Raw genomic sequence first — 26616 nt, forward strand, 5'->3', positions numbered from 1 at the left:
AAAATAGATACATTTACATTCGATAGTTATTTACACTGTTAAAAGCTAAAAAAAAGATTCATTTTGAAGAAAATACAAGTACTTACAACCATTTTATTAGTTGTTTTTTCAACTATATACGCGCAAGAAAAAAGCAATAATTTAGTTACACCACCATATTTAAAACAAGGAGATACGATTGCAATTGTTGCACCTGCAGGAATTTTAAGAGGAAGAAAAGCGACAGTAGATAAGGCTAAAAAATTAGCAGAAAGTTGGGGTTTAAAAGTGGTTTTGGGCAAAAATATGTTCAACCAAAATAACCATTTTGCCGGAACTGATAATGAGCGTTGTCAAGATTTTCAAGATGCATTAGACAACCCAAATATTAAAGCAATTTGGGCTGCTAGAGGTGGTTATGGTTCAGTTAGAATTTTAGATAAATTAAATTTTAATAAATTTAAGAAAAGCCCAAAGTGGATAATTGGTTATTCTGATATCACTGCGTTTCATAATCACATTCATAATTTAGGTGTAGAAACTATACACGGAATGATGGCAACAAGTTTAGAAGAAAAACCAGAAGAAATAATAGAAACAATTGCTAGTTTTAAAAAAGCACTTTTTGGAGAAGATTTGAAATATGTTTTTGCTGATAATGAATTAAACAGAAAAAAAAGATTAAATATTTCTGAATTAAAAGGACAATTAATTGGTGGAAACTTAGCAATATTAACCTCTATGTTAGGTTCTAAAAGTCAATTAAATACAGAAGGAAAAATTCTATTTATTGAAGAAATTGGTGAGTACAAATATTCTATTGATAGAATGTTGCAAAGCTTAAAAAGAGCTGGTTATTTTACAAAAGTAAAAGCTATAATAGTAGGAGATATGTCTTTAATAAAAAAGAATTCTACAAAATGGGGAAGTTCTATAGAGCAACTAATTTTAGATGTTATACCACAAGATGTTCCTGTTTTATTTGATTTTCCTGCAGGACATGAAGCAGATAATAGAGCGCTAATTTTTGGTAGAAATGTAACTTTAGAAGTAGATATGAAAAATTGTTTGCTAGATTTTTCTAAAAATTAGAAATGGCTGCACATAATGAACTTGGCGAAAAAGGAGAAAAAATAGCAATAGACTTTTTATTGAAGAAAGGTTATGTAATTTTAGAAAAAAATTATCGCTATTTAAAAGCAGAAGTAGACATCATAGCCAAAATAGAAAATACTTTGGCAGTTATAGAAGTTAAAACGCGTTCTACAGATTATTTTGGTAATCCAGAAGAGTTTGTAAACCCTAAAAAGATTAAATTACTACTCTCTGCTATTGATTATTACGTTACAGAAAATGACTTAGATGTAGATGTAAGATTTGATATTATTGCAATTATAGAGCAAAATACAGCAATAAAAATTAAGCATTTAGAAGATGCTTTTTTACATTTCTAAATTGTTTAAGTAAGCCTTCAATTTTTCTAAATCTAAAGGTTTAGCTATAATTTTCTTGTTGCTATCTAACACAAAATATGTTGGTGTAGAGTTAATATTATAAGTTCTAGCAATCTTGTTTTCCCATTTATTAAGACCTAAAACATGATGCCAATTTGGTAGCGTTGTTTTCATGTTGTTCCAACCAAATTCATCATTTTCTAAAGAGAAAGCTATAGCTTTTAATTCTTTTTTGTTTGCTAAAAATTTATGCAATTGTGGTATTTCTCTTAAACAATGAGAACAACTAGTACTCCAAAATATTAAAACATAATTTTTAGCATCATTTAAAGTAGATAATTTATAGTTTTTACCATTTTCTCTCCATGAAAAATCGGGTGCTATTCTACCAACTTCAGACGCTAATAAAGATAGTTTTTCGTTTTTATATTTTTCGTTTTGTAAAGATTTAGGCAATTTGTTGTAGTAATTGTCAAAAAGATAATCTACCATTTCTAGATTCTTACTTTGCTCAAACTGATTAATTAAAAGTTCTATAACGTTTTTTCTAAACACTACTTCTTTTACTTTAGTAAAAACCTTATTTACAGCTTTTTTGTAAAGTGTTTGTTGTTGTTCTAAATCTTCTGAGTAATTAATGTAAAAGATGTAGTCGGATATTCTATCAATTAAAAACGAAGAGTTTATTAATGTTTTGCTAGAAAAATCCATATTGTCAAAAAAAGTAGCATTTATATTTTGCATATATTCTTTTGCATTGGTTTTTATTTCTGATGGATTTGATCTAGAAGTTGCTTTTATAAAAGGCTGAACGTACATTCCGTTTGTACTCTCTAAATATTTCTGTTGTATCGCATTAATAGTTGCTAAAGTAGTTTTATAGTTCGTTTTTAAATCTACTTCGGGGTTTCTTAAAGCGGTAATTTGTAAAGAATCTAGTTTTTGTTGTGCAGCAGAAACTTCACTTAAATAGTTTTTGTAAATAATATTTTCATCAGAATTAGAAAATAAGGCCGTTTGTTCTGGATAATCTGGGTGAAAAGTAAAACTTACATTTTCTTTATTAAATATAAAGTCTACAAAACCTGGTGCTTCCGTTCTGTAGGTAATTCTATAAGAACCTACTTTTGCATCTGCAGGTAAATCAAACTGAAAAGTACCGATAGTTTGCTTTTTACCTTCAATAGCAATAGTATCTTTTTGTATTGTTGTATTAGTAACAAACTTTTGTTTTGCGCCTTCTATTCTATATAAAATTGCCCAATCTGTTTTTATATCATTAGTTAAAGTACCATTAATACTAAATTGTGCTTGTGCAAATGATGATATTAAAAATATTAAAACAAGTACTTTTTTCATTTTTTTCTTCGGATTTTATTTCTCGAAATACTATTTTCAAGAAGTGTACCAAAAATACTATTTCTCTAACAAATTAGGTATATTGTAAACCAAAATTTAACAATATGTCTTTTTCTAATAAAGTAGTTTGGGTAACTGGTGCATCTTCTGGTATTGGTAAAGCTTTAGCGATAGAACTTTCTAAACAAAACGCAAAACTTATTATATCTTCTAGAAATTTAGAGGCATTAACGTTGGTGAAAACAGAGTGTTTAAATTCTGATAATGTTAAAATCTTGGTATTAGATTTAGAGGATTATACGGGCGTAGATCAAAAAGCCACTGAAGCTATAGCTGCTTTTGGTCAAGTTGATGTTTTAATAAATAATGGCGGCATTAGTCAACGCTCTTTAGTACAAGAAACCGAAATTACTGTTGATAAAAGAATTATGGATATCAACTATTTGGGTACTGTTGCTTTAACAAAAGCTATTTTACCGCATTTTTTAGAAAATAAAAAGGGGCATTTTGCGGTAACTACAAGTATTGTTGGTAAAATAGGTACACCTTTAAGGTCTAGTTACGCTGCAAGTAAACATGCTTTACACGGTTTTTTTGATAGTTTGAGAGCAGAAGTTCATCAGAATAATATAAAAGTAACTTTAATTTGTCCAGGTTTTATAAACACCAATGTTTCTAAAAATGCCTTAACAGGTAGCGGAGAACCACAAGGAATTATGGATGATGCTACCGGTAACGGTATGTCTGCAGAGCTTTGCGCAAAACGGATGCTACAGGCAATTGATAGAAATAAAGAAGAGGTTTATATTGCTGGGTTTAAAGAAAAATTAGGTGTTTATGTAAAAAGATTTGTACCTAAATTATTTTCTGTTTTAGTTCGAAAAATGAGTGTTACTTAATCTTCTAAATACTTTAAGTTGTCAAAATAATTTACAATTGCTTCTTTCATTAAAACAGTTTGTTCGCCTGGTTTTAAATTTGGCAATTCTGTAATTATTTTATAATGAGGCCAGCTATCATCATCAAAATAATCAAACTCATAATAACCATAAGGTTCTAAAAGTTTACAAATAGCAATATGCATTAAGTTTACTTTTTCATCTTTTTTAAAGCTAGTTTGCCCTGTACCTAATTCTTGCACACCAATTAAGTAGATAATACCATCCATATTTAACTCATCACCATCAGCAAATTGTTCAGTAAGTTTAGTTACTAACAAATTCCATTTTTCTTTAAGGTTTACTACTTTCTCCATGCTTAAAATTTAAGAAGACAAAGATACAATGCCCATTTTTAATTTTTAAAAAAAAGGTGTAGGTTTGAAGAAATTATTTTAATGAATATTTTTGATATAGTTATTGCTGCATTGCTACTGTTTGGTTTTGTAAGAGGTGTAATGAAAGGGCTTTTTGTAGAAATAGCATCCTTAGTTGCTTTAATTGGTGGTGTTTATGGTGCAATACATTTTTCGTTTTTTGTAGGTGATTTCTTAAAAAAATCCGTATCTTGGAGCAAAGAATACATTTCTTTAGCAGCTTTTGCTGCAACTTTTATTATAATCATAGTAACTATAGCCTTAATTGGTAAATTGCTAACTAAATTGGCAGATTTTGCTTCTTTAGGTATTATAAATAAGATTTTAGGAGGCGTTTTTGGCGCATTAAAAATAGGTTTAATCTTAAGTATAGTTTTTATTTTCTTCGGAAAAATGAACGATACCATTCCTTTTGTTGAAAATGAAACTTTAGAAAACTCGATTTTATATTCTCCTGTAAAGAAAATTGCCCCTACAATATTTCCTTCTATCATTAAAGATGAAAAAGATGAAAAAGAGGAAAAAACCCCCCTTTTAAATATATAATACTACTATTTTTTTTGTAGATTTAAGTTTTAATAATTAACCATGAAAAAATTATACTTTTTAATAGCATTTGCGGGAGCTGTTATTCTAAGTTCTTCAAAATTAGATGATTGCAATATTTTGAAAAATAATGCATTTAAGTATAAAGTAGGCAGTAAAGATGTTTTAGTTCAGTTTGGTGAAGATGAATATATCGAATATCATGAAAACAAAAAATATTATATAAAGTCTGATATTGAATGGTTAACAGAATGTGAGTATAAATTAATTATTCAAGAATCTACATTGCCTAATTTCCCTTTTAAAACTGGTACCACTATGCGTATCAAAATAGACAGAGTAAAAGGTAAGAAAGTGTACTATACCGCAAAATTAGGTGGTAGAAGTTGGGAGTGGCGAATGACGAAAGTAAATAAATAAAAAAATCCAGCTTTTTATAAGCTGGATTTTTTTTGTAATCGAGTACAACAACCTATAGCATAGTAACTTTACCTGTTTCTAAAGAGTAAACACCCCCAACAATAGAGATACTTCCCTTATCTTCTAAGTCTTTTAAAATAGGGCTTTTCTCTCTAATTCTTTCTACAGTTAAAAGAACATTATTTTCTACCGTTTTGGCTACAAATTCTGGGTTACTAGAGTTTGCTTCACCTTCTACTTCTTCTGAAGATTTTTTTACAGCTGGCATAATGTTATCTAACATTGCTGTAATATTACCAAGTTCTACACCATCACAAGCTGCTTTTACAGCACCACAACTTTGGTGTCCTAAAACTAATACAACTTTACTTCCTGCTACTGCACAAGAATATTCTAAACTTCCTAAAATGTCTGTGTTTTCAAAGTTTCCTGCAACTCTAGAAACAAAAATATCTCCAATAGTTTGATCAAAAACTTGTTCTACGGGCACTCTAGAATCTATACAAGACAATATCACCGCCTTAGGGTACTGTCCGCCTACTGTTTCTTTAACTAAAGAATTGTAATCTACAGCTTCTAAAGAGTTGTTTGTAAATCTTTTATTCCCCTCTAAAAGGTTGTTTAAAACTTCACTTGGTGTTAAAGCATCTTGTGCTACTTTGTTTATTGCTAATGTTCTCATTTTTTAATTTTTTTAAAATTCGTCTTTAATATTTTCTTTCACCCATAAAACACATGAATCAAATTTTTTAAAAATGTGTTCTATTGGAATAAAATCTGGTATGATGCCTATTCTTTCCATCATATATCTTGGTTGTTCAAGTAAATCAACAAACAAGACTTCTATATTTCTTTTCTTTAAATCTAATAACATATCTTCCATTGCATACAAACCTGATTGATCTATATACTGCATTTTTCCTAAACGCATAATAACGGTTTTGGCAGTTTCTGGTATTTGTTGTGACAATGCTTGAAATTCGCTTGTTGAACCAAAAAACAGAGGTCCTTTAAGATGTTTAATAAATACTTCTTCTTTTAAGTTTTCTGGAAAATTAATTTCATCAGACCATACTTCTTCTTTTAATGATTTTACGTCGGATCTCTTTGCAGTTAAATCTCCAATTTTTTTCATAAACATTAAAGAAGCTATTACCAAACCAATTCCAACGGCATAAACTAAGTTCCAAAAAGTAGATAATAGTAAAACAACCATCATAATTAATACTTCAGAACTCAATTTTATTGGACCTATTTTTATGTCTTTTGGTAAGTGCGGTATTGCTTTTAAACCTTTATAATCCATAACGCCAATACCAACTGTAATTAGAATCCCTGCTAAAACTCCGGCAGGAATTTTAGAAGCAACAGGTCCTAAACCTAACATAATTACAAGCAACATTATACCTGCTATCATACCAGAAATTTTGGTTTTTCCACCGGCATTAATATTTACTACAGTTCTAATTGTTGCACCAGCACCAGGGATTCCGCCAAAAATAGCAGCAATAGTATTACCAATACCTTGCCCAACAAGTTCTTTATTAGGTTTGTGTTTGGTTTTTGTCATGTTATCTGCTACAACACTTGTTAACAAAGAGTCTATTGCACCTAATAATGATAAAGTAAGTGCTGTAAATATGTACGGAGTTACATTGGTTAAACTAAAATCTGTAAAGATTTCCCATTTCGGAATTGGAATTCCGCTTGGTATTTCTTGAATAGTTCTATAGTCTAAATTAAAACCAACCGCAATACCAGACATTACAATTAAGGCAACAAGCGTACTTGGTATTTTTAATGTAATTCTCTTAAAACCATATATAATTACAATGGTTCCTAAAGCTAATAATAGCTCTAACAAATTGATGTTTTTTACTGCTCTTGGCAAAACTTTTAAAGCACCTAATGCACCAGAAGCTTCTTTTGCTGCTAATGTTTTAGATTCTCTAGTAACATCTTCTTTACTTATGGTTTGAGCATTATTAATAGTTTCTTTAAAATTATCTAAAACTAATGTGCCTTCACCAACTTGTTCTTTTAAAATGTTTTCTAAAATTATTTCTTGTGCTTGTGGTTTAAATGTATTTACAAAATCTACATCTTCTTTTGGATAATAACCAACTGAAGGAAGTATTTGTGTAAGTAAAATAATTACACCTATTGCTGTCATAAAACCAGATACAACAGGATAAGGTATATACCTAATGTACTTACCCAAACCTACAACACCTAAAATAATTTGAAACAAACCAGCTAAAATAAACACCGTTAAAATAGCGGGCATTGCTTTTGTAATATCACCATCATTTGCAGCAATTATACCAGCAATAACTACCATACTTACGGCTGTCATTGGAGCTGTTGGTCCGGATATTTGAGTATTAGTACCACCAAATAAGGCAGCAAAGAAACTAATAAAAATTGCACCATATAATCCTGCACTTGGTCCAAGACCAGAAGAAACCCCAAAAGCTAGAGCTAAAGGTAGTGCAACAATACCAGCTGTAATTCCGCCAAAAAGATCTCCTTTTATATTAGAAAATATGTTTTTCATTGGTTTATTCTTTTAAATCCTATGTTTATCAATTAGTTTAAACTTTACTTTCTCGAAGTTATACTTTGTTAGTAATTAGTAGAGAACAGTTTAAGTTTTTAGCAATCGAACTTACTTTAGAATTAATTTCTAGCGTTTTATTTTTGTTTCTATTCAAAAACAACAATTGTAAAGGCGAATTACTTACGTAACTATTTACACTTGCAATTGTATTTTCTTTTTGGCTTAACACAACTTTTTCGATATTGCTAATTTGATTGTTTAAAGAATCTGAAGCACTACTCGTTTGCAAAAGCTTTATCGGTTTTTTAGAAAACGCAAACAATTGTTCTTTAATACGGTTGTTTTTTAAATCAATTGTATCAATATAACCAATATCTAGATTGTCGTTTGCTTCTAAAGTTTTATCATCCGAAGAAATCATAATAGTGCCATTAAATTCTTTCAAGATAAAGTCTGTTAGTTTATCTCCAAGAAATGATAATGTTTTAGATTTGCTTTTACCTAATACAATTACACTTGGTTTAACTACAGCTATTTGTTTGCTAATATTTTCTTTTAAATTACCAAAAGCAACTTTGTGTTTGATATGAACATCATCATCATCTATAGCTACATTGTTAATAATAGTTTTAAGGCTATTATCTGTAGCTATAAATGCTTGATTTATAGATCTCATTGCAGATAGCTGACTCTCTTTTGAAACAACTTCTGTTGCTTTTTTTACACAAAAAAGAGATACATCAGCATTTATAATTCTTGCCAAATTAGTTGCATTGGTAACAATTGCTTCTGTAGCAGAATTTAAATCTGATAGTACAAGAATTTTATGTTTTTCTGACATGGATCTTTTTGTTTTAAGCTGTTTTTTTAGGTCTTAAATTAAAAAACTCAATATAACTTGGCGGGTTTTCTACAATTCCCCTTTCAGAAATCAACTGAATATCGATATTTCTTTCTTTAGCTTTAAAAGCAAAATCTTCTAGAATTTCTATTATATCATGGTCTAAATATCTTGTCTTACGAACATCAATTTCTAAATATGTATTTTCTGGTAAGCTATCTAACTCTTTTAAAATTGCACCTTTGTTAAAAAATGTTACCTCTTCTGCTAAAGTCATTTTAATTTTATTTTTACCATTGCTTTTATCTTCAATATGTAAAAAGTGAGAGTTTTGGAAACTTTTAATTAAAATTACAACGATACCAACAGCTAAACCTAAAGCAATACCTACTAGTAAATCTGTAAATACAATACCAACTACAGTTACTGTAAATGGTAACCACTGTTTCCATCCTAATTTAACCATTTCTTTAAAAACAGATGGTTTTGCTAATTTGTAACCAACTATTAATAATACCGCAGCTAATACAGATAACGGAATTTTATTTAATAGAGTAGGAATTAAAAGTACCGAGATTAATAGTAAAAAACCATGTATAATTGCAGATAACTTTGTTCTACCACCAGATTGTATGTTTGCAGAACTTCTAACAATTACTTGTGTAATTGGCAAACCACCAATTAAACCAGATACAATATTACCTGTACCTTGTGCTAATAATTCTCTGTTTGTTGGTGTTACATTTTTATGCGGATCTAATTTATCTGTAGCTTCTACACACAATAAAGTTTCTAAACTTGCTACTAAAGCAATAGTAAAACCAGTAACCCAAACTTGCGGATTAGTAATTGCACTAAAATTTGGAAAACTAAATTGCCCTAAGAAAGAATCGATACTATCTGGTACAGGTACACTTACTAAATGTTCTGAATTGATACCATATTTAGAGTTTTCATTGGTAACAAAGTAATAAACAATACCTGCAACTACTGCTACTAATGGCCCTTGAATAATTTGAAAGAACTTCCCTTTTTTAGATAAAACATTGCTCCAAAGAATTAAAATAGCTAAACCAATAATACCAATTATTGTAGAACCTAAACTAATATTATTTATAGAGTTTATAATTTCTGAAAATGTATTTTCACCATCTACTTGAAAGAATGCAAAATCACCTTCTGGGTCTGCATCATAACCAAAAAAGTGAGGTATTTGTTTTAATATAATAATAATACCAATACCTGTTAACATTCCTTTAATTACAGATGACGGAAAATAATAACCAATAATTCCTGCCTTTAAAAAACCAAAAACTAACTGTATAATACCACCTAAAACTACAGCGACTAAAAAGTTTTCATAACCTCCTAAAGTTCCAATTGCAGTTAAAACTATTGCAGCTAAACCTGCTGCCGGACCACTAACTCCAATTTTAGAGCCACTTAAACTACCTACAATAACACCACCAATAATACCAGCAATTAAACCAGAAAATAAAGGAGCACCACTTGCCAATGCAATACCTAAACATAGAGGTAATGCTACGAAAAACACAACTATACTAGCAGGAATATCGTTTTTAATATATTTAAACATATATAAATATTTTTTTCTTTACTCTTTTCAGAATAAAGCTTTTAATTAAATTTAATAATAGATTTTTACTTGTTCTTCTAGAAATTAAAGTACAAATTCTGGTGGTTGGGTAATAATTTTTGGGTAAGGAGAAACGTAAATTTTAGATGTAAACTGTACGATTCGCTTTTTCTGAATTTTAGAAAAAGACATACTCAAGCTCGAATTTAAATTTACTTTTAGTTCTTTTACAGGGTTTTTCCAGCTATTTTCTTCTTCTTCTTCACTTAAATTTAAGAAAATTGAAATATCTTGATTTTTGTCTACCAGTGTAATTATTGTTGGCGCAGAGATTAGGCCTACAAATAAAAAGGTAAAAAAAATGGCAATCTTAATTTTCAAATTAGCTTAATTTTATTGTTAAAAGTAAGGTGGTTTAATTGTTGCGCAGCAATTTAATTTCATCAGAAATAATCCAACCTATCTTCCCGTCTGCTAATTTAATCTTTTTCCAATTATCTACCGCATCTAAAACAATTACTTTTGTACCCTCGTGTAAAGTAAAAACCTCTTCTGAGTTTAAAGTAGGTGCATTTCTAACCTCTGTTTTACTAGAGAATACAATAGCTTGTTTAGTGTTTTTAGAAAAGTTATACTGATTATATGTTACGCTAATTGTAGCTAAAAATAAGATAAAACTGATAATAGCTACTGTAAAAAAGAATCTTTTTTTAATTGGCTTGTATGCAAAGTAGAATAATAAAAACAAGATAGCACTTAACAATACAAATACAATTGTTACAGCTGCCCATTCATCGTAGGATAACTTTTGAAGATAATTCGCATTAAATTTTTGGAAAAAAGTTTTTGGTACTTCTTCAATATTATCTAGAGCTAATCGCTTTGCAAAAACCAAATTGTTTTTTACATCTTGATTTAAAGGGTTTAATTGTAAAGCCTTTTCATAGTAAAAAATTGAAGGCCCAACTTTATTAAGTTTGTAATAAGAATTTCCTAAATTATAGAATAACTCATCAGAAACAACATCTTGTTTTAATATTTGTTTATAACTCTCTATTGCTTTATCATAGTTGCCATTTCTATATAATTCGTTTGCAGAATTAAATAAGCTATCAATATTTTGTGCTGCTAAACTGTTTGCAATTAGCAACAATAAAAATAAAATTTTCTTCATCTTATAACTGTTTATCTAATTGAACAATAACTTCTTTTGCTCTTTCAAACTCTTGTTTCATTTGAGTTGCTGTAAACGGAGTGTATCTTGCAAAATCAGAGCTTTTTAAAACATCAATAAATTTTGAAATCACATCTTTGTCAACATCTTTATTTTCTAATATTTCTGTTATTTTTTCTTTACTAATATCAGAAGTTTCTATTCCTAATTTAGCTTTTAAGTAATTATGTAAAGCTCTTTCTAAGGCTTCGTAAAAAGCTTCTTTTTTACCTAACTGTTTTTTAGCTTCAGATAAGTATTTTTTAACAAGCTTGTTCGCTTTTCTAGTTTTATTACCAATAACATCATTATTTCTTTCTTCTGCTTTTCTAGCTAAAAATAAAATAATAGGTATTGCTATAAAAGGTAAAATTAAAAGAATATAAAACAATGTAGATTTAAAAAAATCTTTTTGTGCTGTTGTTATAAAATCTGTTTTTGTTGCAATATATCTAAAGTTGTTTCCTGTAATTACAACATCTTGTTTTCTTGCTAAAGTAGTATCTACAGTTACCAATTCTTTGCCTTCTAGAACATCAACATATAAATCTTCTGTAGCAATTGTTTTGTATTTTTTCTCATTTGGATTAAAGTAAGAAAATGATATACTCGGTATTTTATATTTACCTTTATATTGAGGTACTACTGTGTAATTATCTATAATGTAACCAGAAATTCCGTTAGCGCCAACACGTGTACTTTCTTTACGTTCTGGTTGATACATTTCTAATTCTGCCGGTGTTTCTACTTCTGGCAACTCAAATAAATTTAAATTACCATTACCAGATACTTTTACTTTTACTTGGCTACTTTCGTTTGCTTTTAAAACCTCTTTGCTAAGTGCAACATCAAATTTAAACTGACCAACGGCACCATTAAAATTAGCAGGTTTTCCTTCTAAAGGTAGTGCTCTTGGATTGATAATTTTTTTAGCAGAAGCAAATTCTCTTCTAACGTTTTTAGTAATCGAATTTCCAAAGAAATCTGTTCTACCAGATGGTACACCAATTACGATATCCATTTTCATGGGGTCTATCGAAAGTTTCCCTGTTTTAGTAGGAATTAATAATGCTTTCTGAAGTACAATATATCTATAATTTTCGCCATTGTATTTTCCCATTTTTACGGGAAAACCGTTAATTTTTATATTCTGATTCCAGAAACCATTATATTTTGGTGCTTCGGTAACGTTTGTATCGTAAACGCTAACATTTTCACTTACATATAACCTGTATTCTACATAAATACCTTCGCCAACATAAGGCCTAGATTTAGAAATTTCTGCAACTAAATGTATATTTTGTTGGGCAATATAGTTAGGGTCGTTTGGGTCTTTTGGAATTTCTACAGCATCTAAAACAATAATTTTTACAGGATCTGATTTTATTGTTTTACCATTAAAAGTAACAGATGCACTTCCAATAGAAAGTTCTCCTTTTCTTTTTGGCTGAATAATGTATGTATATGATTGCGAAAATGTAACTTTTCTACCACTTGGTGTAGAGCTTATACTTTGGCTAACAGACTGACTTGGCCCGCCAACAACTTTAAAATTAGTGAAATTTGGTGGTGTAAAATTATCTCCACCTTGTTTGTTTATAGAGAATACAACTCTTAAACGTTGATTAACACCTAGTTTATTTTTACTAACTTTAGTTTTTAATGTTGCTTCTTGTGCAACAAAAGACAAACTTAATAAGCAAATGATTATGGATATGTAAATTTTCGACTTCATCATCTTTTTCTGTAAAAGGCTAATTTACCAATCTTTTTCTTGTTTTACTTTTTTACCCTTAGCTTTTTTAGCGTTCATTTTCTTTTGGGTTTTTTTCTCTTCGTTATTTAAACTTTCTAGCAATTGTTTTATTTGTTGCGGAGTCATTTTACCTTGTTGAGGTTTTGGCTTTTGCTGGTCTTTTTTATTATCTTTTTTTGGATCTTGCTTTTTATCTTTATCCTTGTCACCATCGCCATCTTTATTCTCGTCTTTTTTGTCTTTATCCTTCTGGTCTTTATTGTCTTCGTTTTTATCTTTATTCTTGTCGTCCTTATCTTTGTCTTTTTGGTCTTTTTTATCCTTGTTCTTGTCTTTGTTTTTATCGTCTTTATTGTCTTGCCTATCTTTTTCTAAAAGTTTTTGAGCTACGGCTAAATTGTAACGAGTTTCATCGTCGTTAGGATTATTTCTTAAAGAATTTTTAAACGCATCTACGGCACCTTGATAGTTTTTAGATTCCATCATGGCATTACCAATATTATGATAAGCTTCTGCTCTTGTAAACTTGTCTGTTGCAGTTTTTGCAGTTAATTCGTATTGAGGAATTGCTTCTTTAAAATTTTTATTCTGATAAAAAGCGTTACCTAAGTTATAAGTAGCTTTATCGTAATTAGAATTACTACCTAAAGCTTTTTGATAAGCCACAGAAGCATCTGTAAATTGTTGTTTATTGTAAAGTTCGTTACCTTGACGTAACATTTTACGTGCAACTCTTTGTTGTGCTATGGTATCTTTTTGTGCTGCTATTTCTTTTGTTGAAAATAGCATTAAAAAGACAATTATTATGTTTGTAAATTTCATTGTTTGTCTTGTTTTTCACTTCAAAATATCTCGATATAATAAGTATTAACAGAAGTTGTATTCTACTATTTTTTTAAATTCTTTTCTTCATTAAAAAGATCTACTTTTCTTAGCCATTTTGTTTTCTTGTCGAATAAAAATACATCTATAACTAGAAATAGCAAACCTAATGCCAAAAACCATTGAAACTGATCTTTATAATCAGAGAATTGTTTGGTTTCAAATTCGTTTTTTTCTGCATTTGCAATTATTTCTGCTATAATATTTACAGGTTTTTCTGTGATATTACCATCAATATAATTACCATCAGCTGCATCTGCAATTCCTTTTAAAACTTCTGGTTTACGTTTTGTAATTACAGTTTCACCTTTATTGTCTTTTTTATAACCAATCATAGAGCCATTTAAACGCATAGGTATTGGCCCTCCTTTTTCTGTACCAACACCAACGGTATAAATTTTTACACCTTCGTTGACCAAGTTTTGAGCTACTTGTTTTGTTTCTTCTTGATGGTCTTCACCATCAGAAAGAATAATTAAAAAACGATTGGTTTGCTCGTTGTTATTATAATAGGTTTTTGCTAATTCTAAAGCGCCATTAATATCTGTACCTTGGCTAGAAACCATATCTGGATTGGCGTTTTGTAAAAACATGTTTGCGGCACCATGATCTGTAGTTATGGGTAATAAAGGATAAGAATTACCTGCATACACTATAATACCAACTCTATCAGAGCCTAGTTTATCTATAACTTTAGAAATAATTTGTTTTGCTTTTTCTAATCGGTTAGGAGCAATATCCTCTGCAAGCATACTTTTAGACACATCTAAAGCAAAAACAACATCTACACCTTCTCTTTTTACGGTTTTTAGCTTTGTACCCATTTTAGGGTTTGTTAGTGCGATAATTAAAAAACTTATACCTAAAATCAGAAAAATTAACTTTAAAGTGGTTTTAAAAGATGATGAATTTGGTGCTAACTTTTTTAACAAATCTGTATTTGAAAATTTACGTTGTGTTCTTTTTTTCCACCAAAAAACCAACAAGAAAATAACAATCATTACCGGAATGATTGCAAGTAAATAAAAATAAATTGGTTCTTCTATTCTGTACATTTATATAAAACTCTTAAATAATGTGTTTCTTAAAATAAATTCTAATACTAAAAGGGTTAAACCTAAAAAGACAAAAATTCTAAATTTTTCTTGATAATTGTAATACTTAAACTCCTCTATTTTAGTTTTTTCTAGTTTGTCAATCTCATCATAAATCTCTTTTAAAGATTCATTATCTGTAGCTCTAAAATATTTACCTTCTGTTTCTGCGGCAATTTCTTCTAAAAGCTTTTCGTCTATTGTTACTTGTTGTTTTCTAAAGTTTAATTTGCCTGTTCTTGGGTCTCTACTCCAAGGAAAGTCTGCCATACCATTTGTACCAATACCAATAGTATATACCTTAATTTTTAATTCTTTTGCTAATTCTGTTGCTGTTCTTGGGTCTATATTACCAGCGTTATTTACACCATCTGTAAGTAAAATAATAACTTTACTCTTTGCTTTACTTTCTTTAAGTCTGTTAACACCAGAACCTAAACCCATTCCTATTGCAGTTCCGTTTTCTAATTGGCCCCATTTTAATTCAGAAATAGATCTTTTTACAATGCCTTTATCACTAGTTATAGGTGTTTTTGTAAAACTTTCACCTGCGTAAACAACAATACCAATTCTATCGTTTGGTCTTCTATCAATAAAGTTAACAGCTACTTTTTTAAGTGCTTCTAGTCTGTTTGGTTTTAAATCTCTAGCAAGCATACTTGCAGAAACATCGATTGCCATTACAATATCGATTCCTTTATTTGTTTTTGTTTTTTTGCTTACAGAAACATTTCTGGGTCTTGCCAATGCTACAATTATTGCTGCTAAAGCTAGTAATCTTAAAACGTAAAGTATCGGTTTTAACTTTGCTAGAATAGATGTTTCTGCCTTAAAACCTTTTATACTTGGCATTGTTAAAACTGCTGCATCTTTTTTTCGCGTAAAAAAATGCCAAACAGCTAATAACGGAATTAATATTAATAGCCAGAGAAACTCAATATTTAAAAATTCGAAATTACTCCAGTTCATCTTCTTGTGCTGTTATTTGTTTAGGCTTTAAATTTCCTATAATAAATTCTGCGTCTTTTCTATCTTCTTCTATTTCTATTGCTAAGGGTTTCGATTTAGCAAATTTTACTAAATCTGCCTCACGTAATAAATCTTTTAACTTACCAATTGTTTCTTTAGAAGTTTCTATTGTGTCAGACTTTTTAAAATCGTTAATCATTTCTAAAACTTCGTCTGTAGTGTTTTCTAAAGCAGGTACATTTAATTCTCTTTCGATATAACCTCTAACAATTTCTGTTAGTTCAGAATAATATTCTTTTACTTTATTATTTTGCCACAATAGTTTTTCGTCTAATTCATTTAATTTAAATATAGCTTCTTCGTAAGGTGGCAAAGTTCTGTATGTTGGCGCTTCCTCTTCCTCTTTTCTTTTTCTGATTACAAACCAATAGATCCAAAAACCGATAATTGCCAAAATAGCTAAAGCAATATAAATGTAGGTTTTAAAATCGTCGAAAGTATACGGTTCTGCTTTTATAGATTTAATTGGAAATTTCTTAACTTTAGTTGTATCTACAGCAATTGTAGCAACATTTACCAATAAAGAATCTGTTAAATAAGCTTGGTTTTTTACAAAAATTTGTTGTTGCGGAATGTAAAATGCACCGCTATCAAAACCTGTTAAAATGTATTTTTTAATTAAGCTATTTTTAATAGTATCTACTTTAGTAGAATCTACAACTTCTAAACCTTTTAGTTTTATCTTCGGAATAATTACATTTTTGGTTTCATCTACAGAAATTTTTAATTGAAACTGTTCTCCAATTCTAATGTTGGTTGTATCAATTTCTGCTTTTACCATTGGGTTTTGTGCAAAACTTATGGTCGAAATAAGAAATAATATATAGAATATCTGTTTTTTCATCATTTTAGCTATCGATACTAATTTGTTCATTCTTCTCAAAATTCACCCGAACTGATATTTTGTTAATTTACTTTCCTTTATGCTTAAAATATCCTAATAATTTCTTCACATAATTTTCGTCTACTCTAGTATTTACAGCGCCAGCACCACTTCTTTTAAACATGTTTAAGTAATAATCTGTTAGTTTTAAGGCGTTTGCTTTATAATTTGTTCTTACAGATTTTGATGCTGTGTTTATAGTTAAAACGTTACCTGTTTCTGCATCTAACATTGGTACCATTCCTAAATTAGGAATCTCTTCATCATGTTTGTCAAAAACTCGAATACCTGTTAAATCGTGTTTTTTAGCAGCTATTTTTAGTGTTTTTTCATAATCATCATCCATAAAATCAGACAACATAAAAACTATAGCTCTTTTTTTTAGCACACTAGATAAAAACTTTAATGCGGCTGCAATATTAGTTTTTTTACTTTTAGGTTTAAATTCTATTAATTCTCTAATGATTCGTAAAACATGACTTTTTCCTTTTTTTGGCGGAATAAAAAGTTCAATATCATCAGAAAATAAAATTAAACCAACTTTGTCGTTGTTTTGAGTCGCAGAAAAAGCAAGTGTAGCTGCAATTTCTGTTACTGTGTCTTTTTTAAATTGTGTTGAAGTACCAAAAAGTTCAGAGCCAGACACGTCTACTAAAAGCATCATGGTTAATTCTCTTTCTTCTTCAAAAACTTTAATATATGGTTCGTTGTATCTTGCAGTTACATTCCAATCGATTGCTCTAACATCATCACCAAATTGATATTGGCGGACTTCAGAAAAAGTCATACCACGCCCTTTGAAAGAAGAATGGTATTCTCCGCCAAAAATATCATTAGACAAACGCTTTGTCTTAATTTCTATTTTACGAACTTTTTTAAGTATTTCTTTTGTATCCATTTTTTGCTTTTGGCTTTTAGTGAGTTAGCTTTTAGCGAAAGGCTAAAGGCAAATAGCTAATAGCTTCTATGGCACTTCTACTTCGTTAATAATAGAATTTATAATATCTACAGAAGTTACGTTTTCTGCTTCTGCCTCGTAAGTAATACCAATTCTGTGACGTAAAACATCTTTAACAACAGCTCTTACGTCTTCTGGTATTACATAGCCTCTTCGTTTAATAAAAGCATAACATTTAGCTGCTTTTGCTAAGTTGATACTTCCACGAGGTGATGCACCAAAATTTATTAAATCTTTTAATTGTGGTAAGTTGTATTTTTCTGGATAACGAGTCGCAAAAATGATGTCTAGAATGTATTTTTCTATTTTCTCATCCATATAAACCTCATTAGCAACTTCTCTTGCCTTGATAATTTGGTCTACAGAAATTACTGGATTTACTTTCGCGAATCCGCCAGTTAAATTTTGACGCATAATTACTTGCTCGTCTTGTAATTTAGGATAATCAATTACAACTTTTAGCATAAATCTATCTACCTGTGCTTCTGGTAATGGGTAAGTACCTTCTTGTTCTACAGGGTTTTGTGTTGCCATTACTAAAAAAGGTTCGTCTAATTTAAAAGTTGTATCGCCAATTGTAATTTGACGCTCTTGCATTGCTTCTAATAAAGCAGATTGTACTTTTGCTGGTGCTCTGTTAATCTCATCTGCTAAAACAAAATTAGCAAAAATTGGCCCTTTTTTAATTGCAAAGTCGTTTTCTTTCATGTTATAAATCATGGTTCCAACAACATCTGCAGGCAGTAAATCTGGTGTAAATTGTACTCTACTAAAACTACCTTGTACAGCTTTAGATAGCGTGTTAATTGCTAGGGTTTTTGCTAAACCAGGTACACCTTCTAGTAAAATATGACCATTACCTAGTAAACCAATTAGCAAACTCTCTATCATTTGCTTTTGACCTACTATAACTTTGTTCATTTCTAAAGTAAGAATGTCTATAAAAGCACTTTCTCTCTCAATTTTTTCATTAATAGCTCTTACATCTATATCCATTGTATTTTATATTAGGCGTTATATTTTTCGTAATAATCTTATAGTAACAAAACTACAATTTTAACATATTTGTTTTTGTTAAAAGTAGGTTAAAGATGATTGATATATTTTTATTATTTTTAAAAATTATTAGCCCTTAAAAATATAAATGGAAAAATTAACAGACAAATATTTATGGAAATCTTTAAAGCAAGGTGATTTAAAAGCATTTTCTGTTCTTTTTGAAACTTATTACCCTAATCTACATAGTTATGGTTTAAAAATTTGTAAAGATGAGGCTTTAACAGAAGATACTTTGCAAGACTTTTTTATGTATGTATACGAGCATAGAGAAAATTTAAGCGATTTAGACACAATTGCACCTTACCTTTTTACAGCTTACAAACGATTTTTATTAAAAGTAATTAAGAAAAATGAAAAAGTAAAACCAACAGATTTTTCAAATGAAAACTTTGTAGACATTCAATTTACGGCAGAAGAGCTGATAACTAATCAAGAAGTAGAAAGCTTTAAAAATAAAAACTTAACACAATCTTTAAATAAATTACCAAAAAGGCAAAAAGAGGCAATTTATTTAAAATATTATAGCGGCTTAAAAGCGAAGGAGATTTCAGAAATTATGGGTATTAATTACCAAAGCGTAGTAAATACTTTACACAAAGCAATTAAAAATTTAAAGGAAGAAATTTCGATTATAAAATTATTTAAGTTTTAATAAATAATTAAGGGTATAAAAACGTAAAAAATACCTTATACAATTAGATTCTATACATTTAATAGATAATGAGTAAGAAAAAGTACGATAGCATAAACGATTTTTTAGATGATAATTCATTTAAAAATTGGGTTTTTCAAAATAACGGAACAGATGTAGGTTTCTGGGATTTTTGGATAGCCAATAATCCAGATAAACAAGATTTAGTTAACGAAGCTAAAGATCTTGTAATTGGTATTTCTTTTAATAGAAAACAAGTTGGTAAAGAAAAAGTTGCTTTCGAATGGCAAAAACTAGAAGCAAAAATTCAAGCTAAACAAAAACAACCACAAAGAAAATTAAGACATTTACATAAATATGGTGCAGTTGCATCAATCCTTTTATTGGTGGTTTTAGGTATTTATTTTATCAATAGAAATACTAGAATTACGCATAAAACAAATTACGGAGAAATTTTAACGATTAAACTTAAAGATGGTAGTGATGTTACGCTAAATTCAAATTCTAGTTTATCGTATTATAAAAATGAAAGTAGAAAAGTCTGGTTACAAGGTGAAGCTTTTTTTCAGGTTGATAAAAAAGTTGCAACCAATGCCAAATTTTGGGTTTTAACAGATGATTTGTCTGTAGAAGTTTACGGAACCTCTTTTAACGTAAGTACTAAAAGAAAGAAAACAGATGTGTTTTTAGAAGAAGGAAATATTTGGTTAAAACTTAAAAATGGCCAAGACAAAAAGATGATTCCGGGGAACTATATTTCTTATTCATCAGAAAAAAACAAAGTGTTAGAAGACAAAAATATTTTTAATGCTAGAATAAAAACTTCATGGAAAAATGGTTCTTTATTGTTTGATAACTTATCTTTAGAGGATGCCATGGAGAAAATAAAAGAATCGTACGGTTTTTCTATTATTTTTAAAGATGAAGAAAGTAAAAAATTATCAATTACTGGTGCTGTACCAATTACGAACATAGATATTTGTATACAAGCTATAGAGAAATCTGTTAATGTAGCAATTGTTAAAGAAGATAACTCTTTAGTAATTAGCAAAAAATAAGTATAATTTTAAATTTATAGATGTTTTCGAAAATAGTATTCTTAAAATTCTTATTACTTGTTTTTGTTGCATTTATTTCTTTACCTACACTTTCTCAAAATCATAAAAAGGAAAAAGTTCCTTTAGCTGTTTTATTAGATAAAATTAGTAACGAACACAAGATTTTCTTTACATATAACGCCAATTTATTAGCAAATAAATTTGTACAAGAAGAAAGTTTTGTAAACTTATCTTTAGAAGAGTCTATTTCTTTATTAGAAAAAATTACACCGTTTTTATTTGACGATTTAGGCAATAGTTATTACGTTATTTATAAAAAGAAAGAGTCTAATAAACGAAAAATTCACGCTAGAGGAAATACTGTTTTTAAAAAAGATATTGTTGTTGATAGTGCATTTTTGAACAAAAAAATTACGGTTAAAGGTATTGTACTAAGTTCAGAAAATATTCCTTTAAGTGGTGCAACATTGCAAGAAGAAAAAACTTTAGTAGGTACAACTACAAATACAGATGGCACCTTTGAATTAGATGTTTTATCTGATAATAATGTTACGATTAGTTTTATTGGTCATAATTCGATAACGATACAGTTAAAACCGAACAAGTTTCAAACAATAGTTTTAATTTCTGGGCAAGATTTAGATGAAGTTCAAGTTGTGGGTTCTAGAAATAAAAACAGAGTTGCAAACGATACACCTGTTGCAATAGATTTTATAGATATCGAAAAAACAGCTACAAAAAGTAGCCAAGTAGAAGTCAATCAATTTTTACAATATGCAATTCCTTCTTTTAATGCGACCAAACAATCTGGTGCAGATGGCGCAGATCATATAGATCCGGCAACTATTAGAGGTTTAGGGCCAGATCAAACACTAGTTTTAATAAATGGTAAAAGAAGGCACCAAGCATCTTTAATTAACCTTTATGGTACACGCGGTAGAGGTAATTCTGGTACAGATTTAAATGCAATTCCTATTTCCGCAATTAAAAGAATAGAACTTTTAAGAGACGGTGCTTCTGCTCAATATGGTTCAGATGCAATTGCGGGTGTTTTAAATATTGTTTTAAAAGATAATGATAATGCAGTAAATGTTACTTCTACTTTAGGATTTTATAATGCAGATCCTGATAGTTTTTTTCCCAAAAGAACAGATGGTTTTACCACTAAGTTAGGCTTAAATTACGGAACAAAAATTAGTAAAAATGGATTTTTTAATTTTTCTGCAGAAGCAATTTCTTTAGAAAACACAGTAAGACCAGCAACAGAAGCTAGAGAAAAATATGGGCAAGCAGAAGTAAAAGGTGTGAGTTTTTTTATAAATTCAGAAATTCCTATTTATAAATCTACAAAACTGTACTTTAACGGAGGTGTAAATTATAAAAACACGGAAGCTTTTGCGTTTACAAGAAAACCGCAAAGCGAACGAAATGTTCTAGAAATTTATCCAACCGGATTTAATCCATTAATCACCTCAAATATTATTGACAATTCTTTTTCGGTTGGCTTACTTACTACGTATAAAGACTGGAGTATCGATTTAAATAATACCTTCGGAAGAAATAACTTTCATTATTTTATAAAAAACACGCTAAATGCTACTTTATTAGAAAATTCGCCAACAGAGTTTGATGCAGGTGGGCATCAATTAATTCAGAATACTACAAGTGTAGATTTTTCTAAATACTTTAACCAAAAACCTTACGGATTTAATGTGGCTCTTGGTTTAGAGCATCGTTTAGATAAATATAAAATTTTTTCTGGAGAAGAAGCCTCATATGCTGCTTACGATGTAAATGATAATTTAGTAAATTCTGATACTTCTTTAGAAGATTATAAAACGTTTAATGGAAAAATAAGACCTGGCGGTTCACAAGGTTTTCCTGGGTATTCTCCAGAAAATGAATTAGATAAAAGTCGCTCTAATTTTAGTTTCTATTTAGATACAGAAATAGATTTTTCTAAAAAATTTATGATTGGTTCTGCTGTTAGATACGAGTATTACAGTGATTTTGGTAGTACATTAAATTTTAAGTTTGCTTCTCGGTATAAAATTTCAGATAAATTTAATTTAAGAGGTTCTTACAGTACCGGTTTTAGAGCACCTTCTTTAGCACAAATATATTATAACTTAACTTTTACTAATTTTATAGGTAGTAAACCGTCAGAATCTTTTTTGGTACCTAATAATAGTGCTATTGCTAGAAGGTTTAATATCGAAAAATTAAAAGAAGAAAAGGCTAAAAACTTTAGTTTAGGTTTTGCTACAAAATTTAATAATTCTTTTAATGCAACCATAGATGCTTATTACGTTGCGGTTAAAGACAGAATAATTTTAAGTGGTAATTTTGATGCTTCAGATTTGGGTTTAGGCATCGAAAATGTACAATTTTTTGCAAACGGAGTTAGCACAAAAACAACAGGTATAGATGTTGTTTTAAATTGGTATAAAAATTTTGAAAACACTAAGCTTTCACTAGACTTTTCTGGGAATATCAACCATATGATAATTACAGATATTAATAACAAAGAGCTAGACGAAGAAACCTTTTTTGGTAAAAGAGAACAACAATATTTGTTGGCTTCTGCACCAAATAATAAATTTAGTTTGGGCGTAAATTATCAATATAAAAAATTGAAAACGGCCCTAAATTTCACAAGATTTAGTAGTGTTAAACTAATTGATTGGCAGATTAGTCAAGATTTAGCAAATTTTAATAACTCAGAAGCAGAAAGGTTAGATGCTTCTATCGATATTTATCAACCAAAATTAACTACAGACTTACATTTTAGTTATCAATTTAATACTTCGATAAATTTACAAATTGGAGCTAATAATCTTTTTAATATTTACCCAACAAAACAAGAAAGCTTTACTGATAGCGGTGGTTTGTGGGATGCTACGCAAATGGGAACAAACGGTTCTTTTTACTACACAAAATTGAATATAAAGCTGTAAAAACTAATAATTCATTTAAGATTTTTAGTTTTTATTGAAAAAAAGTCAATTTAAAAAGAGTATACTTTTATTTTTTTTGTCTTATGTAATAAATCGAGCAATTCATTTTGTGAAAAATGAATAGTTCAATTTAAACACATTTACTAACTAATAATTTATTTATGAGACAAAAGTATTTATTAAAACTATTTACAGTTGCTTTTATGTTTATGCTACCACTTGGGTTTATGGCGCAAACTATAAAAGGGAAAATTACAGACAAATCTGGTAGCGCATTACCATTTATGAATGTTTTAGTTAAAGGAACTTCTATAGGAACAACTACTAGCGATTCTGGAGAGTTTAGCCTTAACGTTAAAAGCTTGCCAGCGACATTGGTAGTATCTTCTATAGGTTACAAGACAAAACAAATTAATGTTACAGATACATCTTTTCTAAACATTACAATAGAAGAAGGAGATGAGTCTTTAAACGAAATTGTAATTACGGGCTCTAGAGCACCAGCTCGAAGTAATACAAAAAGTCCGTTACCAATAGATATCGTTTCATCTAAAGATTTAGTTTCTACAGGGCAAACAACTTTTGATAAAGCATTACAGTACAAAATACCTTCTTTTAATACGGTACAAACTCCTGTTAACGATGCAACATCATTATTAGATCCTTATGAAATTAGAAACATGGGGCCAAGTAGAACGTTAATTCTTATTAATGGTAAGCGTAAAAACTTAAGTGCGTTATTGTATACACAAACATCTCCGGGTAGAGGAGAAACAGGTTCGGATATTTCTGGTATACCAACAGATGCAATTAAATCTGTAGAGGTTTTAAGAGACGGTGCTTCTGCACAATATGGTTCTGATGCTATTGCAGGTGTAATTAATATTATTTTAAAAGACAGCCCAAATGCAGGTTCTGCAACTTTAAGAACAGGAATTACTTCTGAAGGTGACGGAGAAATGTTTGGCGTAAGTGTAAATAACGGATCTACAATTGGTGATGACAAAGGATTTATTAACTATACAGTAGATTTTTCTAAAACAAGTTTATCAAATAGACCAGGAACAGTTGATGCGGCTGGTGAAGCTGCCGATTTTGGAGCAAATATTGCAGATGTGCAAGAATTTTTATCTAGAAGACCAGATGCAGGAAATATTAACGGAGCACCAGAAACTGCTGCTGCAAAATTTTTAGTTAATGGTTCTTATAAATTAAGTGAGCAATCTAATTTATATTTTAATGCTGCATTTGTAAATAAGAAAGTTAACTCTTTTGCAAATTATAGAACTCCGTATTGGAGAACCGTAACAGATTTTCCTTATTTAGCAGATTTCTTTCCAGGAGATAATCCTAATACAGCAGGAGGTTACGACGGTTATGTACCTACTTTTGAAGGAGATTTAAATGACTACAATGCTACAGTTGGTTTTAAATCTGTAATTAACGATTGGAATGTTGATGCAAGTTTTACAACTGGTGGAAACTCGCAAACTTATAAAGTAAATAATTCTCATAACAGAAACTTTGTATATTCTCCTTCTACTTGGGTAGATTCTAATAATAACGGAACAATTGATGATGGTGAAGTTACAGAAGGTGCTCAATTATACAGAGAAAATAGTAAAAAATCTTTTGATCCAGGAGGAACTTCTTTTTCTCATAATGTAGGTAATATTGATATTTCTAAAATTCTTTCTGATAATTTAAGTGTTGCTTTTGGTACAGAGTTTAGGTATGAAACTTTTGAAATTATTGAAGGTGAATTAGGTTCTTATGATGGCGGAGGAGCAGATTCTTTCGCAGGTAATAGTCCAGAAAATTCAGGACAATTTACACGTTACAATTTTGGTGGTTATGCTTCTTTAAATTGGAATCCTACTGAGAATTTAACTTTAGATGGTACCATTAGAAGTGAAAATTATTCAGATTTTGGTAATGCTTTTGTATGGAAAGCAAGTGGAGCTTACACAATTAACGATAAATATACGTTAAGAGGTTCTTTATCTACAGGATTTAGAGCGCCAACATTACACCAAATTTACACACAAAAAGCACAATATAGTTTTGTGCCAGGACAAGGTATACAAGTAGGTGGTTTGGTTAATAATGTATCTTCTCAAGCAGGATTGTTAGGAATACCTAAGTTAAAAGAAGAAACTTCTACAAACTTTACTTTAGGTTTAGGTGGAAAAGTAAATAGAAACTTAAGTTTTACAGTAGATTATTATAGCATTAATGTAGAAGACAGAATTGTTTTAAGTACAGAAATTACACCACCAGCTTTACCAGCATTTGATGGATTATCAGATTTAAGCTTTTTTGTAAATGCTTTAGATACAAAAACTTCTGGTTTAGATGTTGTAATAGGTTATAATAAAATTGAATTAGGAGATGGTAAATTAGGATTTAATTTATCGGGTAACTATACAATCAAAAATGAGAGAGATGGAGAGGTAAAAAATCCTGCTTCTGTAGCTGCTACAGGTCAGTCTGTTGTTAATGCAACTCAAGAAGCATTATTTTTTACTTCAAGGCCACAAACAAAATGGATTTTAGGTTCTACTTATGATATTAATAAATGGGGATTATCTTTAAACAACACGTATTTTGGTAAAACAACATTTAAGCAGCAAGGTTTAGATGCTAATTTAAGAACAGAGTTTACACCAAAAGTTGTTACAGATTTAGGAATCAACTTTAACGCTACAGAAAAGTTAACTTTAGCTTTAAACGTTAATAATTTATTTAATGTTTTACCAGAATGGAGCTTTAAAGCAGAAAATGCAGCAGGAACAGCTATAATTAATGATCCGGCAGCAATTAAAAACCAATCTAACTTGATAACTTTTAACCAACGTTATTCTCAAATGACGTATGACGGTTACCACTTTAGCCAGTTAGGTACAATGTTTAATTTATCTTTAAACTATCAGTTTTAAAGAATAATTATATTTGATTAATTGAAAAACGCTACTTGAAGAAGTAGCGTTTTTTTATGTTTATT

24 protein-coding genes are annotated in these 26616 nt (G+C 29.5%); 9 read left to right on the plus strand and 15 right to left on the minus strand.

Annotation, left to right across the window (positions count from 1 at the left end; all coding sequences use genetic code 11):
• Positions 1-60 precede the first annotated feature (60 nt).
• Both ACYPV9_RS01640 and ACYPV9_RS01645 read left to right on the plus strand, forming a co-directional pair.
• On the plus strand, positions 61-1071 hold the full coding sequence (locus tag ACYPV9_RS01640) for a S66 peptidase family protein (RefSeq protein WP_459741655.1): 1011 nt from the start codon (positions 61-63) through the stop codon (positions 1069-1071).
• Between the two features lie 2 nt (positions 1072-1073).
• On the plus strand, positions 1074-1433 hold the full coding sequence (locus tag ACYPV9_RS01645; protein WP_459741380.1) for a YraN family protein: 360 nt from the start codon (positions 1074-1076) through the stop codon (positions 1431-1433).
• On the opposite strand, the gene ACYPV9_RS01650 is transcribed toward ACYPV9_RS01645, so the two are convergent.
• Positions 1422-2792, minus strand: coding sequence for a TlpA family protein disulfide reductase (locus tag ACYPV9_RS01650; protein WP_459741381.1), 1371 nt, complete (start codon positions 2790-2792; stop codon positions 1422-1424). The two genes, ACYPV9_RS01645 and ACYPV9_RS01650, sit on opposite strands and share 12 nt — an antisense overlap.
• A 104-nt stretch (positions 2793-2896) precedes the next feature.
• Between ACYPV9_RS01650 and ACYPV9_RS01655 the strand changes: the two genes are divergently transcribed.
• The gene (locus ACYPV9_RS01655; RefSeq protein ID WP_459741382.1) at positions 2897-3691 is read left to right on the plus strand and encodes an SDR family oxidoreductase; all 795 of its coding nucleotides are present in this window, start codon (positions 2897-2899) and stop codon (positions 3689-3691) included.
• Here the strand turns inward: ACYPV9_RS01655 and ACYPV9_RS01660 are convergent.
• Positions 3688-4047: a hypothetical protein gene (locus tag ACYPV9_RS01660; protein ID WP_299062958.1), complete on the minus strand. Its 360-nt coding sequence runs from the start codon at positions 4045-4047 to the stop codon at positions 3688-3690. The genes ACYPV9_RS01655 and ACYPV9_RS01660 overlap by 4 nt on opposite strands.
• 81 nt (positions 4048-4128) lie before the next feature.
• Here ACYPV9_RS01660 and ACYPV9_RS01665 point away from each other — a divergent pair, with 81 nt between their 5' ends.
• Positions 4129-4653 carry a CvpA family protein gene (locus ACYPV9_RS01665; protein WP_459741383.1) on the plus strand — a complete coding sequence of 175 codons (525 nt, stop codon included), beginning with the start codon at positions 4129-4131 and terminating at the stop codon, positions 4651-4653.
• 42 nt (positions 4654-4695) lie between these two features.
• Complete coding sequence (locus tag ACYPV9_RS01670; RefSeq protein WP_299062953.1) at positions 4696-5073, plus strand: hypothetical protein; 378 nt, start codon at positions 4696-4698, stop codon at positions 5071-5073.
• A gap of 52 nt (positions 5074-5125) precedes the next feature.
• Here the strand turns inward: ACYPV9_RS01670 and ACYPV9_RS01675 are convergent, their stop codons facing one another.
• The 13 genes from ACYPV9_RS01675 to ACYPV9_RS01735 form a co-directional block, all read right to left on the minus strand.
• Complete coding sequence (locus ACYPV9_RS01675) at positions 5126-5755, minus strand: carbonic anhydrase family protein (protein WP_299062950.1); 630 nt, start codon at positions 5753-5755, stop codon at positions 5126-5128.
• A 12-nt stretch (positions 5756-5767) separates the two neighbouring features.
• On the minus strand, positions 5768-7630 hold the full coding sequence (locus tag ACYPV9_RS01680; protein WP_459741384.1) for a SulP family inorganic anion transporter: 1863 nt from the start codon (positions 7628-7630) through the stop codon (positions 5768-5770).
• Positions 7631-7688: 58 nt separating this feature from the next.
• On the minus strand, positions 7689-8474 hold the full coding sequence (locus ACYPV9_RS01685) for a hypothetical protein (protein WP_459741385.1): 786 nt from the start codon (positions 8472-8474) through the stop codon (positions 7689-7691).
• A gap of 13 nt (positions 8475-8487) precedes the next feature.
• Complete coding sequence (locus tag ACYPV9_RS01690; RefSeq protein ID WP_459741386.1) at positions 8488-10071, minus strand: SulP family inorganic anion transporter; 1584 nt, start codon at positions 10069-10071, stop codon at positions 8488-8490.
• Between the two features lie 84 nt (positions 10072-10155).
• Positions 10156-10452, minus strand: a complete 297-nt coding sequence (locus tag ACYPV9_RS01695; protein ID WP_299062938.1) for a hypothetical protein — start codon at positions 10450-10452, stop codon at positions 10156-10158.
• A 34-nt stretch (positions 10453-10486) separates the two neighbouring features.
• Positions 10487-11245, minus strand: coding sequence for a tetratricopeptide repeat protein (locus tag ACYPV9_RS01700; protein WP_459741387.1), 759 nt, complete (start codon positions 11243-11245; stop codon positions 10487-10489).
• 1 nt (position 11246) lies between these two features.
• Positions 11247-13022, minus strand: a complete 1776-nt coding sequence (locus tag ACYPV9_RS01705; protein ID WP_459741388.1) for a BatD family protein — start codon at positions 13020-13022, stop codon at positions 11247-11249.
• 21 nt (positions 13023-13043) lie between these two features.
• Complete coding sequence (locus tag ACYPV9_RS01710) at positions 13044-13862, minus strand: tetratricopeptide repeat protein (RefSeq protein ID WP_459741389.1); 819 nt, start codon at positions 13860-13862, stop codon at positions 13044-13046.
• A gap of 65 nt (positions 13863-13927) precedes the next feature.
• The gene (locus ACYPV9_RS01715) at positions 13928-14977 is read right to left on the minus strand and encodes a vWA domain-containing protein (RefSeq protein WP_459741390.1); all 1050 of its coding nucleotides are present in this window, start codon (positions 14975-14977) and stop codon (positions 13928-13930) included.
• On the minus strand, positions 14978-15985 hold the full coding sequence (locus ACYPV9_RS01720) for a vWA domain-containing protein (RefSeq protein WP_299062925.1): 1008 nt from the start codon (positions 15983-15985) through the stop codon (positions 14978-14980).
• Positions 15972-16889, minus strand: coding sequence for a BatD family protein (locus ACYPV9_RS01725; RefSeq protein WP_459741657.1), 918 nt, complete (start codon positions 16887-16889; stop codon positions 15972-15974). Before ACYPV9_RS01725 ends, ACYPV9_RS01720 begins: the two co-directional genes overlap by 14 nt.
• 67 nt (positions 16890-16956) lie before the next feature.
• Positions 16957-17826, minus strand: coding sequence for a DUF58 domain-containing protein (locus ACYPV9_RS01730; protein WP_299062921.1), 870 nt, complete (start codon positions 17824-17826; stop codon positions 16957-16959).
• Positions 17827-17892: 66 nt separating this feature from the next.
• Positions 17893-18882, minus strand: coding sequence for an AAA family ATPase (locus tag ACYPV9_RS01735; RefSeq protein ID WP_077810532.1), 990 nt, complete (start codon positions 18880-18882; stop codon positions 17893-17895).
• A gap of 148 nt (positions 18883-19030) precedes the next feature.
• Between ACYPV9_RS01735 and ACYPV9_RS01740 the strand changes: the two genes are divergently transcribed.
• The 4 genes from ACYPV9_RS01740 to ACYPV9_RS01755 all read left to right on the plus strand — a co-directional run bounded on the left by ACYPV9_RS01740 (position 19031) and on the right by ACYPV9_RS01755 (position 26551).
• Entirely contained in the window at positions 19031-19597 is a 567-nt protein-coding gene (locus ACYPV9_RS01740) for an RNA polymerase sigma factor (protein ID WP_299062919.1), read from the plus strand.
• 68 nt (positions 19598-19665) lie between these two features.
• Positions 19666-20655 carry a FecR family protein gene (locus ACYPV9_RS01745; RefSeq protein WP_299062916.1) on the plus strand — a complete coding sequence of 330 codons (990 nt, stop codon included), beginning with the start codon at positions 19666-19668 and terminating at the stop codon, positions 20653-20655.
• A 20-nt stretch (positions 20656-20675) separates the two neighbouring features.
• A complete protein-coding gene (locus ACYPV9_RS01750; protein WP_459741391.1) occupies positions 20676-23612 on the plus strand; it encodes a TonB-dependent receptor in 2937 nt (978 codons plus the stop codon).
• A gap of 161 nt (positions 23613-23773) precedes the next feature.
• Complete coding sequence (locus tag ACYPV9_RS01755; protein WP_299062910.1) at positions 23774-26551, plus strand: TonB-dependent receptor; 2778 nt, start codon at positions 23774-23776, stop codon at positions 26549-26551.
• Positions 26552-26616 lie beyond the last annotated feature (65 nt).

Source organism: Polaribacter sp. OB-PA-B3, assembly GCF_054589375.1.